The organism is Vibrio sp. YQ_11, assembly GCF_043103065.1.
Taxonomy (GTDB): Bacteria; Pseudomonadota; Gammaproteobacteria; order Enterobacterales; family Vibrionaceae; genus Vibrio; species Vibrio parahaemolyticus.
Genome location: NZ_JBICJM010000050.1, coordinates 477,478 through 489,994 on the forward strand (window position 1 = coordinate 477,478; position 12,517 = coordinate 489,994).

The 12,517-nt window shown below is 44.8% G+C and carries 9 protein-coding genes and 4 tRNA genes; 9 read left to right on the forward strand and 4 right to left on the reverse strand.

Annotation, left to right across the window (positions count from 1 at the left end):
- From viaA to dld, 5 genes are all read left to right on the forward strand, one after another.
- Window positions 1–1,455 carry an ATPase RavA stimulator ViaA gene (gene viaA, locus ACF8EG_RS23865; RefSeq protein WP_005463855.1) on the forward strand — a complete coding sequence of 485 codons (1,455 nt, stop codon included), beginning with the start codon at window positions 1–3 and terminating at the stop codon, window positions 1,453–1,455.
- Between the two features lie 222 nt (window positions 1,456–1,677).
- A tRNA-Cys gene (locus tag ACF8EG_RS23870) sits at window positions 1,678–1,751 on the forward strand.
- A 3-nt stretch (window positions 1,752–1,754) separates the two neighbouring features.
- Window positions 1,755–1,830 (forward strand) — tRNA-Gly (locus tag ACF8EG_RS23875).
- Between the two features lie 221 nt (window positions 1,831–2,051).
- Window positions 2,052–2,954, forward strand: coding sequence for a LysR family transcriptional regulator (locus tag ACF8EG_RS23880; RefSeq protein WP_069505994.1), 903 nt, complete (start codon window positions 2,052–2,054; stop codon window positions 2,952–2,954).
- Window positions 2,955–3,339: 385 nt separating this feature from the next.
- Entirely contained in the window at window positions 3,340–5,046 is a 1,707-nt protein-coding gene (dld, locus tag ACF8EG_RS23885) for a D-lactate dehydrogenase (RefSeq protein ID WP_025518956.1), read from the forward strand.
- A 169-nt stretch (window positions 5,047–5,215) separates the two neighbouring features.
- Here dld and ACF8EG_RS23890 read toward each other — a convergent pair whose 3' ends face one another.
- The 4 genes from ACF8EG_RS23890 to ACF8EG_RS23905 form a co-directional block, all read right to left on the reverse strand.
- Window positions 5,216–5,524, reverse strand: a complete 309-nt coding sequence (locus ACF8EG_RS23890; RefSeq protein WP_005460963.1) for an AzlD family protein — start codon at window positions 5,522–5,524, stop codon at window positions 5,216–5,218.
- Window positions 5,521–6,252 (reverse strand): AzlC family ABC transporter permease, encoded by a 732-nt coding sequence (locus tag ACF8EG_RS23895; RefSeq protein WP_005480275.1) that lies wholly within the window; start codon window positions 6,250–6,252, stop codon window positions 5,521–5,523. Before ACF8EG_RS23895 ends, ACF8EG_RS23890 begins: the two co-directional genes overlap by 4 nt.
- Before the next feature lie 240 nt (window positions 6,253–6,492).
- Window positions 6,493–7,722: an alanine racemase gene (gene alr, locus ACF8EG_RS23900; RefSeq protein WP_069505997.1), complete on the reverse strand. Its 1,230-nt coding sequence runs from the start codon at window positions 7,720–7,722 to the stop codon at window positions 6,493–6,495.
- Between the two features lie 111 nt (window positions 7,723–7,833).
- On the reverse strand, window positions 7,834–9,465 hold the full coding sequence (locus tag ACF8EG_RS23905) for a methyl-accepting chemotaxis protein (protein WP_015313283.1): 1,632 nt from the start codon (window positions 9,463–9,465) through the stop codon (window positions 7,834–7,836).
- A gap of 535 nt (window positions 9,466–10,000) precedes the next feature.
- On the opposite strand from ACF8EG_RS23905, the gene ACF8EG_RS23910 reads away from it, so the two are divergent.
- From ACF8EG_RS23910 to ACF8EG_RS23925, 4 genes are all read left to right on the forward strand, one after another.
- Window positions 10,001–10,087 (forward strand) — tRNA-Leu (locus ACF8EG_RS23910).
- A 73-nt stretch (window positions 10,088–10,160) separates the two neighbouring features.
- Window positions 10,161–10,234: transfer RNA gene (locus ACF8EG_RS23915), tRNA-Cys, on the forward strand.
- Between the two features lie 339 nt (window positions 10,235–10,573).
- On the forward strand, window positions 10,574–12,097 hold the full coding sequence (gene amyS, locus ACF8EG_RS23920) for an alpha-amylase (protein ID WP_025505706.1): 1,524 nt from the start codon (window positions 10,574–10,576) through the stop codon (window positions 12,095–12,097).
- A gap of 130 nt (window positions 12,098–12,227) precedes the next feature.
- Window positions 12,228–12,482: a hypothetical protein gene (locus ACF8EG_RS23925; protein WP_005460888.1), complete on the forward strand. Its 255-nt coding sequence runs from the start codon at window positions 12,228–12,230 to the stop codon at window positions 12,480–12,482.
- Window positions 12,483–12,517 lie beyond the last annotated feature (35 nt).

The following is a 12,517-nucleotide window of genomic DNA, read 5'->3' on the forward strand; positions in this document are numbered from 1 at the left end:
ATGTTAGGTGCAGACGGACTCAACTTGGCGCTGATGGTGGCGGATTCAGGCATCATCGACAGTGCTGTAAACGATTTGATGGCTCGCTCTCAAGTCATGATGATGGCAGAAAACCGAGGTGTAAAATCGTCGGTGAAAAACCATTTGTTAAAATGGCGCGGCAACGTAAAAAAACGCATCACCAAAGTATGTGAGACGGAGCGTTTCCAACAAGAGCTCGCTTTATATCAAGAAGTGATTCACTGGGATGAAGATGAGTTTTTTGAGCGCATAGAGGATGTGATCAAAAAGCTTGAGTGGCACTCTGCGTTTTACATGCAAGCACGCCGCATGATGGAAAAGAACAAAGGGGTTAATAACCCGATGTTCCCGCATTACTTCTGTGACCAATGGTATCAAAGCCTTGCTGATGCAATTAAACAGGCGCAAGTAAGTGAGTTAGAAGCCAACAAAGAGAAAGTTCTTAACGATCTGTATCAACGTATGGAAACCATGCGCAATATGGATAAAGTGACGGAATCTGGCGACGCTGAAAGCGTAGGGCGCTTGTGGGATATGGCTTCGGCAAAACTCAGCAAAACCGATTTAACGGTGATGAAGCGTCATGCGGAGTTTTTGAAAAAGCACAAAGGCTTGCAAGAAATCGCAGAACAGCTTGGCCGTATGGCTGGGCAAGTGAATGATCCTGACTTAAACCGTGCACCAGCGGAAGAGCTGCAAATGGTTGAAGAAAAAAGCGACGAAGCGACTGATGATATCGTCGGTATCCATGAAAGTGATGATCTCAACAAGCTGCTGCCAAACGAGACCATGTTTTTGGCCTACCCAGAGCTAGAAGTCGTGTTCTACAAGCATCTGGTCGACAAGCGTTTGATGAACTATCGCACGCAAGGTAAATCTCGCACTTTACGTAAAGTCAAAGCGCATCGTCCAGACAACAAAGCTGTGGATATCGAAAAAGGGCCGTTCATCGTCTGTGTGGATGCCTCTGGCTCGATGAGTGGTTTCCCTGAGCAGTGCGCAAAAGCGATGGCGTATGCGTTAATGCAGATCGCACTGGCCGAACAGCGCGATTGTTACGTGATCATTTTCTCTACTGAACACATTACCTATGAGCTCACCAAACAAGATGGTTTGCGTGAGGCGGCGGATTTCTTAACGTACAGTTTCCATGGTGGTACAGATTTGGAGCCAACGCTTATCAAATCCATCGATTTGATGAGTGGAGATAAATACAAAAACGCCGACATGGTGGTAATTTCTGATTTTATTGCGCCAAAACAGCAAGATGAGTTGTTGGCAAAAGTGGATGCGCTTAAAGCGAAGAAAAACCGCTTCCATGCGATCAGTTTATCTAAATACGGAAACCCTGCGTTAATGTCGATGTTTGATCATACTTGGTCTTACCATCCAAACGTTGTGGGACGTTTACTCAAGCGCGTAAGTAACGGTTGATGACCTAAAGCGGCGAATTCGCCGCTTTATTTTTAGTTCGTTTATCGGATGAATGTGTTTGGGGAAGAATCAATAAATACGCAATTGGATCGAATTTTCATCTGATTGATTTAAAAAAAAGCAAACAAACAGAAAATGAAAGATTTTTGTTTGACTATCTTTTCTGAATCCGTAAAGTAGCAACCAACGCAACGGGGGAGACCTCTTAAAGCGTTAAAGAAAGGCGCGTTGGCAGAGTGGCTATGCAGCGGATTGCAAATCCGTGGACCTCGGTTCGACTCCGGGACGCGCCTCCATTTGCGACACTAGCTCAGTTGGTAGAGCGCAACCTTGCCAAGGTTGAGGTCACGAGTTCGAACCTCGTGTGTCGCTCCAAATTGTTCAGATATGGCAATTGCGGTATCTCGATGCTTAAAGCATTAACTTAAAACCAGCGAAAGCTGGTTTTTTTGTATCTGAATATCCGAAAACAGATCCTATTCTTATTTCTCTCTCGTGATTTGTAGGTATCACCATTGGTAACTGTGACCCTACATTTAGCGCCTCGGCTGATATCGGTTTACAATATCGGCCTCTAAAGGATTTGACGAAGACGCATGAGAAACACCGACGATTACATCATTTTTTACCATTTGGTCGAACAAGGCTCCTTCAGCAGTGCGGCAAGGCACATGGAGCTCAATAAATCGGTGGTTAGTAAACGTATTGCGAAGTTGGAGCAAGAATTAGGTGTTCAGCTTCTTTATCGCACGACGAGAACGCTGACGTTGACAGAGGCGGGGCAATCCTTCTTTGTGCACGCTAAAGCGGTTTATCAAGCTGTTGCTACAGCCGAAGAATCGATCGTTGGATTGGGGAAGAACCTGTCTGGCAACATTAAGATCACGGTACCTACCATTTCTGGTGAGTTGATTCTTCCGGGTGTGATTTCGGAGTTCAATGACAAGTATCCTGACATCAATATCGATATGGAACTTGATAATCGATTTGTCGATATCGTCAATGAGCGTTTCGATCTGGCCATTCGTACTGGCATGTTGCCAGATTCTAGCCTTATTGCCAGAAAGCTGGTGGATGCAAACTGGGTGGTGTGTGCGTCTCCCAAGTATCTTGCCAAGCATGGGATTCCAAAGCAGCCGATCGAACTGACTAAGCATAACTGTTTAGTATATTCCTATCAGGAGACTGGCGCGCGTGAGTGGGCGTTTAAAGCCGACGATAAGACGTACCAAGTTACCGTTGATGGCAACTTATGCACCAACAACTCTTCCGCGTTGCGAAATGTCGCGCTGTTAGGGCAAGGTGTTATCTACGTGCCTCGTGTATTGGTGTATGAAGATTTAAAGCAGGGCAGCTTGATCCAGTTGTTCAAAGAAGAAACGGCGAAATGCTTGGGTATCTACGCTGTCTACCCATACACAAGGCAGCAACCCGAGAAGATTAAGATCTTCATTGATCACCTATACAACAGCTTCCAAAGTCAAAATTATCGATTTTAAATCAAGTCTACAACGCCATTGGTTACTTTGGTGTTGTGGTTTTGTTTCCACCTTTTCTCTTAAATAATTTATCCAATTTAGCCACTTACACGGTGTTACTCCCTCATCACTTACTTTGATAACAAGACGTTGCGCACACCTGTTAAAGAATGGTTTTGTTATTGTTTCTTTTTGGAAACGATCTGTTTCTTTCGTTCTAACGTCGGTTTGTGAATGCTAAGTTACAGAAAAACAACAGATTAATTACGCTATGTGAGTGCTGGTTAAGGTTTGTACGCTTGACCTTGATGGACGCAGGGAAATTGACTGCTTATAGTGAGCCAAACTCAAATCCACACCGTGTTCGGTTGGATGTGAGTGATGCAAAATAACTAGAGATACGGATATGAAACAAAAGCAGCTGATAGAAGAATTTAAAACGATAGTCGGGGAAGAGAATGTCCTGACCGATCAGGTTAAAACCAAATACTACCGCTCAGGTTTTCGCTCTGGTAGTGGTACAGCGCTTGCCGTCGTGTTTCCTAACACTTTGTTAGAACAATGGAAGATCATTAAACAGTGTGTCGAGGCGAACTGCATCATCATCATGCAGGCTGCGAAAACAGGTCTCACAGAAGGCTCTGCACCAAGTGGTAACGACTATGACCGCGATGTCGTGGTGATCAACATTACCAAAATCAAAAAAATTCATCTGCTGGATGGTGGCAAACAGGCGGTGTGCTTACCCGGTGCAAGTCTACATTCACTAGAAAAAGAACTCAGAGCCGTTAACCGCGCGCCGCATTCTATTATTGGATCTTCATCGCTAGGTGCGACAGTTGTCGGTGGCATTGCCAATAACTCAGGCGGTGCGTTAGTGAAACGCGGCCCGGCGTATACTGAGCTTGCCATCTACGCGCAGGTCGATAAGCAGGGCAACCTCCATCTGGTTAACCATCTTGGTATTGATGGCTTGGGTGAGACGCCGGAAGAAATTCTTCACAATCTGCAAGAAGGTAATTTCGACCCAAGCAAGATCGTTCACGATGATCGCATGGCATCAGACAAAGAATATGATGAACGAGTTCGTGACGTAACGTCTGACATTCCTTCACGTTTTAATGCAGACGAGCGTCGCTTGTTTGAAGCGAGCGGCTGTGCGGGCAAATTGGGCGTGTTTGCAGTGCGTGTTGATAGCTACCCAGTGCCAAACAAAGAGCAAGTGTTTTACTTGGGCACGAACGACGCAAACAAGTTGACCAAATTGAGAAAAGATTTTCTGACTCAATTCGATAACCTGCCAGAAATGGGAGAGTATCTGCATCGCGATATCTTCAATATGGCAGAGAAATACGGCAAAGACGTGTTTTTATCGATCGACTTATTGGGTACGGACAAACTGCCTAAGATGTTCGCACTGAAAGCAAAAGTAGAGAACTTTTTAGAGCGAGTGCCATTTGTCAGCAAATATTTGCCAGACACCATTTTGTACTACGCAAGCAAATTGTTCCCGCAGCATTTGCCTGAGCGAATGTTAGAATTCCGTGATAAATACGAGCATCACTTAGTGCTAAAAATGAGTGATGACGGAATTGAAGAGGCACAAAAATACCTGAAAGAAATATGGGCTGTTGAAGATGATTGCGATTTCTTCGAATGTACGCCAGATGAAGGTAAAAAAGCTTACTTACATCGTTTTGCGGCGGCTGGGGCTGCGATTCGCTACGAAACGATTCATCGCAACGAGGTTGAAGACATTGTTGCGCTCGATATCGCATTGCGCAGAAATGATGAAGAGTGGTTGGAAACTTTGCCTGAAGAGGTGAGCAAAAATCTGGTTCAGTCGCTCTATTACGGGCACTTCATGTGTTACGTCTTCCATCAGGATTACATCTTCAAAAAAGGTACAGATACCAAATTGATGAAGAAGCTGATGTTAGAGCACCTCAATAGTCGCGGTGCAAAATACCCAGCTGAACACAATGTGGGTCATTTGTACGAAGCAGAAAACTCATTACAGAAGTTCTACCACGAGCTTGATCCAACCAATACTTTTAACCCGGGTATCGGTAAAATGGACAAATATAAGCGCAACTGTAACTGCTGTGCTTAAGACCTTGTTTTGAAAATTAGAGTATTAGGCTTATATATCTGAGATTCATCAAACATAAACACCAAAGCCCTGCTGACGCTATTAGAGTCAGCAGGGCTTTGGTGTTTATGAATCGTGATTTTGATGAATATGGCTTTTCTGAGCCTTTGACGCGATTGAAAACCCAGTTTTAGAAAGCGCGCACTGCGGCGGCGGCGATAATGCCAGCAGCAATAGCAGGAAGCGGTTTTTTAACGATAAACATTACCACAGCGGTTGAAAATAGAGCGGCTCTCGCACCGTTGTCACCTTCGACGGCGAGAGGCGCTAAGAGGGCAATCAATACAGACCCTGACATAGCGGTGATAAAACGTTGCACGCGTTCGCTAATCGGAATGAATGACATCACATAAACGCCACCCCAGCGAGTTGCCAGAGTTACCAATCCCATTGCGATAATGATAAACAGCGTGCCGCCTAAGCTTGTTTCAATGTTCATGCTTTTTTCTCCTTCCAACAAGCACCTAAAATACCGCCAGCGATTGCGCCGACAACGACATGGCTGTTTTCTGGCAAATACCAGTAAGCCATCAGTGATGAAGCTGCAGCCATGCCCCAAATCGCGAAGATACGCAGATTTTTAGGGCCGCCTGCAACCATAGAAAGTAAAAAGCAACCCATGACCATATCAAGTCCGAGACTGACTGGATCTTTGATGGCACCACCAAAGTAGATCCCCATCCAGGTGCCGACAATCCAGAAGCCCCAAAGTGCAAGCCCTCCGCCGACCAACAAACCAAACCCAGGCTCTTTCTTGCCAAATGCGTTCATCGCCATTGCCCAGTTCGCATCGGAGGCAAGCAACATAATGCCATAGCGCTTATGTGGCGGTAGCTGTCTCAGCCAAGGGTAGAGCGTCGCACCCATCAGAAGGTGGCGAGCATTGATGGCAAACACAGTAATCAAAACCGGTACAAGTGGTACTTCAGCTCCCCACATTTCTAACGTGGCAAACTGAGACGCACCAGCAAAGACGAGCGTACTCATTAAAAGAGTCGGAAAGGCGTCTAAGCCGGTTTGTACCGCAGCAACACCAAAGGCGAGGCCAAAGACCACCACAAAAAAGGAAAGCGGTAAAAGCTGAGTAAATCCGCCCCAGACGTCAGCCCGAGTGAACTCATGTAGCTCCCCAGAAGATCGAGGAAAAGAGGATGTATTTTCTGTCATAAATGTACCTAGCCGGCAGCAAAGTCGGGAGAAGCCCCAAATGGGTATTGTTGTGATTTTGTAAACTGCATGTTTAACATCAATTGGATGGGCTTTCAAACACAACCAGAATGTGGTTTTCGTCGCAGACAACAAGATGACATTAACGTTCTCGGTATTTCAGGTTTTATTGAGCGAAAAAAGAAAGCGAGCACGAAGCTCGCTTTGAGTTAGGAAGTGTTTAAAAAGGAAGTCGTAAGACTACTTCACATACACACGAGGGTTTGATGTGCCCCAAATGGTGTAAAGTTCTGGGAAGATCACGTCGGCGTTCTTCTCGATTTCTGCGGCATTGATGGTTTGAGATTTTTGGTTGCCGAACAGAACGACCTCAGAACCCGGCTTCACGCCTTTGATATCGGAAACGTCGATCATTGTTGTATTCATTGACGTTACGCCAAGCACTTTTGCACGTTGACCATTGATCAGCACGTCTGCCGTATTACCCATTTTTCTTGGGTAACCGTCAGAGTAACCGACAGGAAGGTTCGCCATTACGCTTTCTTTAGTGGTTGTAAAGCTGCTGTCGTAACCCACAGTGCTGTTTTTCGGTAGGTGGTGCAGTGATGCTACGCGTGTTTTGAAAGACACGATAGAAGGGTATTCAAGGTTAGTTGGTAGATCACCGTAAAGCACACCACCAGGACGAACCATATCAAGTTGAGCTTCTGGTACGTTGAGCGCTGTGTACGAGTTCGCTACGTGCAGAAGAATATCTTCACGTTTTAGATTCGCTTCTTTAATTAGCCATGCAGAGCTTTCTTTGAATGAACCAAGTTTCGCACGTACTTCTTCTGCGTTGTAATTCGGGAAGTGCGTCATGATACCGACAATCTCAACGCCAGATTGCTTAGCAATCGCAAGGGCTTCTTTTTTGCCGTTTTCTGTCGTCATATCAATGCCGTTACGACCCATACCGCCGTCGTTAAGCGCAAGGTGAACTTTGACTGCCTTGTTTGCTTTTTTAGAGAGTGCAGCGATCGCCTTTGCTTGAGCAAACGTGCCGATTAGCTCTTCAACATTAAGACCAAGTGCACCTTCAATTTCGCCAATCTCTGCTGAGCGAACACGCATTAATTGACCTTTAAAGCCGCTGTCGCGCACGACTTGTGCTTCTGCATTACTTGCGATCGCTACGCAAGGAATTTGCTGTTCTATGATAGTTGGCATTAAGCCTGCGATACCGTTGCCATAGGCGTCAGCTTTCATCACCGCACAGATTTTAGTCTGGTCACTCATGTGTGACTTAAACTGTTCGATGTTTTGCTTAAACTGACCTAAATCGATTTCTAGCCAAGTGTTGGATGATTGAATTTGACTCTCTTGGTCTAACGTCGTTTGAAGCTGGAGTGGAGCTGCGATTGAATGCATAGCAGGGGTGAACGTTGTTGCAGCAATGGCAATAGAAAGAAGAGTTTTCTTAAGGCGCATAAAACCTCCATACGCGTTTTTTATTGTTAAAGGAAAGCGTACGAGGGAATGTACGCCAGAAAAACAAAACGCCCCAAACTGCGGAGCTTGGAGCGTTTTTGTCGAGTCGTTTTAGTTTAGCTTAAAGCGGCTCATTACATCTTGAAGAGATACGGATAGCTGGCTCAGTTCGCGGCAAGCTTGTGCAGTTTGCTCTGAACCTTGCGCGACCTCTTGAGACGCAAGATGGATGTTTTCGATGCTACGGCTTAGTTCCTCAGCAACTGAGTCTTGCTGGTTACATGCTGTTGCGATTTGACTGCCCATGTCTGAGATATCAGAAATCGCATGTTCGATGTCATTCATCAGTTGTTTTGACTGAATGCCTTGGTCAGCGCACTCGGCAATGCTTGTGCGAGAAAGCTCAGTCGCTGATTTCGCGTCTTTCGCTAGTGATTGTAGCTGCTCGATGATCGCTGTGATTTCACTTGTTGAATCTTGAGTACGGCCAGCAAGAGTACGAACTTCGTCCGCTACAACAGCAAAGCCACGGCCCGATTCACCAGCACGCGCTGCTTCAATAGCGGCGTTAAGCGCAAGCAAGTTTGTTTGATCTGCGATATCACGGATAACATCAACCACAACGTTGATTTGGTTCGATTGCTGTTCAAGCTCTGAAACTGTATCACCAGCAGCGCCGATAACATTTGCTACTTCACCAATCGCATCAACCATGCTTTGTGTTTCACGCACACCAAGTTGTGTACGGTGGTTTGCATCGTTTGCTTGGCTCGCTGACTCTTCCGTGTTGCGTGCAACGTCCGCTACCGCAGCTTTCATTTCCGTCATTGCTGTTGCAACGTGCGTGATTTGTAGCTGTTGGTCTTTCATGCCAGAAGCAGAAAGCTCAGAGATTTGGTTCATCTCTTCTACTGCACTGCTCAATTGCGTTACAGCGGCAATAACGTTGTCGATAACTTGGCGTAGGTCGTTTTGCATCTTAGTCGTTGCATCTGCCAACTCGCCCAGTTCATCGTTACCAATCAATTTACGATCGATGTCTTTAGAAAGGTCACCTTTCGCAATCGAGTTTGCTTGTTCCACAACAAGTTGTAGTGGGCCACAAATTAAACGCGTTAGAACAAGCGTCATAACAATCATGATCACTAGAATGGTCACGTTACTCGCGATGGATGAGCTGCTCAAACCGTTCACTGAAGAAAGGATGTGATTTTTGTTGCTGTCCATTGCGACTTTCAACAAGCGGATTAGCTCGTTTAGATCAGAATCGACGGCTTCGAAGTCGTTTAAAGAGTTAGATAGAACAGCGAGCGCTTCGGTTTTGTTGCCTGCTAACATCGACTCATTGTATTGGTCCATAGTAACCAAGTACTGTTTCCATTGACGCATTAGGCGTTGGAACGTTTGTTGTTCTTCACCTGGCCAAATGGTTGAGCCGTAAGCTTCTAGTTCTTTGCTGATCTTTTCGCGTTCACGGATGTTACTTGCGATTTTGTTTCTGATCTTATCTGCGTCCTTATAGGTGTAAGTAGCAAATTGAGAGCGACGCCAGTGAGAAAGATCATCTCGGATCGCATCCACTCTTTCCATTGCTGGAAGAGTGTCATCAGTATAGTTTAAAAGCTCAGATTTGATTTCTTTGAGCTCTGTAGACAAAAACACGCCAAATACAATATTAATAAGCGCAATCAGTAAAAAAGAGAGCGAAATTTTCTTCGCAATAGATAGGTTTCTGATAGACATTGGTGATATACCTTGTTTTTTTTATGCAGTGTCGTCAAAGTAAACCACGTCCTTATATGTGATATTGATCCATTAAATTACTGCAACACATTTAAAGTATCATTAATCGAAACGATTTTCGATAACGCATTGAGCTTTTCAAAAAAATAAATTATGTCAATGGTTTTATAATGGTAAGACCAGGCGTTTTATGCATTTACGTGTAACAAATTGTTGAAAATGAAAGGATGCTTCCATTTTTACGGGGTGTTAACGATGTGCTTAATGCACAAAAGGTGAGGGAAGTACCGGAATGGTTGTGCATGGATATGATAAGAGCGCGATGCGACGCTTGCTGAACTTATTGTTTTACTCATTTGGTGACGAAAATGTGTGCTGATTGATCGTCAATTAAACTTGTTAGCGTGCTTTTTAATCGTTTGAATCAAAAAGGTAAAATTTATTGTTGACCAGATAAATTAATCCGTTAAAGTACGCCTCGTTCTCACGGCACAGGTCGTTGAGAGATGGTGTTACCATCGCAAATATTTGCGTTGCCCTGGTGGTGGAATTGGTAGACACAAGGGATTTAAAATCCCTCGGCGTTCGCGCTGTGCCGGTTCAAGTCCGGCCCGGGGCACCATCAAAACGATGTATGGATTTCAGATTCAGTTTTAAAACATCGTTCTCATGACAATGAGAAAACAATCAGGTAAGGCGCGTTGGCAGAGTGGCTATGCAGCGGATTGCAAATCCGTGGACCTCGGTTCGACTCCGGGACGCGCCTCCATTATTTCGAAAGCCAGTCTCTTATGACTGGCTTTTCTCGTTTCTAGTGCCCGCAAATCTCTTCTTCTCTTCTCTTCCTTTCTCTTCGCCTTGTTTCATTCATATCCGTATCACCAAACTCATTTGATCGTCATTCAATATTTTACACACGCTAATTATTGATTTTATAAATGTTAATCAACTCAATAATTGTATGGGTAGATTGGTGTTAATTTCTCTTCGATTGTAATCCGAACTTTCTGTCTTACAGACAATACGTTAGCAAGTTTTATGTGTTGCTATCGCCGCTGGATGGTAGGTCAGAAAGCGGGTTTTAGTCCTTTAACGTGAGAGAAAAATAATGAAAACATTCAAATTAAAACGCACTTTTTTACCGCTAACCTTGCTGCTCAGTGCTCCTGCCTTTGCTGGGCAAAATGGCACCATGATGCAGTACTTTCATTGGTACGTACCTAATGATGGCGCATTATGGACGCAGGTTGAAAGCAATGCACCAGCGCTCGCTGAAAACGGTTTTACAGCGCTCTGGCTACCGCCAGCTTACAAAGGCGCGGGCGGCAGTAATGACGTCGGTTATGGCGTCTACGATATGTACGATTTAGGTGAGTTTGATCAAAAAGGCTCAGTACGAACCAAATACGGCACCAAGGCTCAGTACATCTCTGCAATCAATGCCGCGCACAACAACAATATCCAAATCTACGGAGACGTTGTGTTTAACCATCGTGGTGGCGCTGATGGGAAGTCGTGGGTCGATACCAAGCGCGTTGATTGGGACAACCGCAATATTGAACTGGGCGACAAATGGATTGAAGCTTGGGTTGAGTTTAATTTTCCTGGCCGCAACGACAAATACTCGAACTTCCATTGGACTTGGTATCACTTTGACGGTGTTGACTGGGATGACGCCGGCAAAGAAAAAGCGATCTTTAAATTCAAAGGCGAAGGAAAAGCATGGGATTGGGAAGTCAGCTCTGAAAAAGGCAATTACGACTACCTAATGTACGCCGATTTAGACATGGATCATCCAGAAGTTAAACAAGAGCTGAAAGATTGGGGTGAGTGGTACATCAACATGACAGGCGTTGATGGCTTTAGAATGGATGCCGTGAAGCACATTAAATATCAGTATCTACAAGAGTGGATTGATCATTTACGTTGGAAAACAGGCAAAGAGCTTTTCACCGTTGGTGAGTATTGGAATTACGACGTAAATCAACTGCACAACTTTATTACTAAGACCTCTGGCAGTATGTCGTTGTTCGATGCGCCGCTTCACATGAACTTCTACAACGCGTCAAAATCTGGCGGCAATTACGATATGCGCCAAATCATGAATGGCACGTTGATGAAGGACAACCCAGTCAAAGCAGTGACTCTCGTAGAAAACCACGATACGCAGCCACTGCAGGCGTTAGAGTCGACAGTAGATTGGTGGTTCAAGCCTCTTGCTTACGCATTCATTTTATTGCGTGAAGAAGGTTATCCATCGGTGTTCTACGCAGATTACTACGGCGCGCAGTACAGCGACAAAGGCTACAACATTAATATGGCCAAAGTGCCTTACATTGAAGAACTTGTAACACTGCGTAAAGAGTATGCGTATGGCAAACAGAATTCTTATCTCGACCATTGGGATGTGATTGGCTGGACTCGAGAGGGCGATGCTGAACATCCAAACTCAATGGCGGTGATCATGAGTGATGGACCGGGCGGAACAAAATGGATGTATACCGGTAAGCCAAGCACGCGCTATGTCGACAAGCTGGGTATCCGAACTGAAGATGTTTGGACCGATGCCAATGGCTGGGCAGAATTTCCTGTCAATGGTGGTTCAGTCTCGGTTTGGGTGGGCGTTAAGTAACATCGTCCTGTGATTTTGATACAGAACATGCAAATTTCAATGAAACATTACATTTAATCAAGGTGTTATTTGATATTCATGTAACAAATGCGTAACTTATATTTGAGCATTATCTAGAGGAATATAAAGAATGGAATCTATTGCTGATGTATTGGTTGTCGCCATTGTGTTTGGTGCCATTTTTGGAGGCGGGATCGTCAAGTTGATCTTAAATCATCGTAAAGAAGTTCGAGCGTTAGAGATTTCTGAGCGAAATACGATGAGCCAAGAAGAGCAAGAAAGCCTCAAAAAGCAAATTGGCGAGTTAAAACGACGCGTTGAAGTGCTAGAGAGAATCGTCACCGACAGCAAATATCAACTTGAGAAAGAAATTGCTTCGCTGTAATTCAAATCTTAGAAAAAGCCGGATCAGTCCGGCTT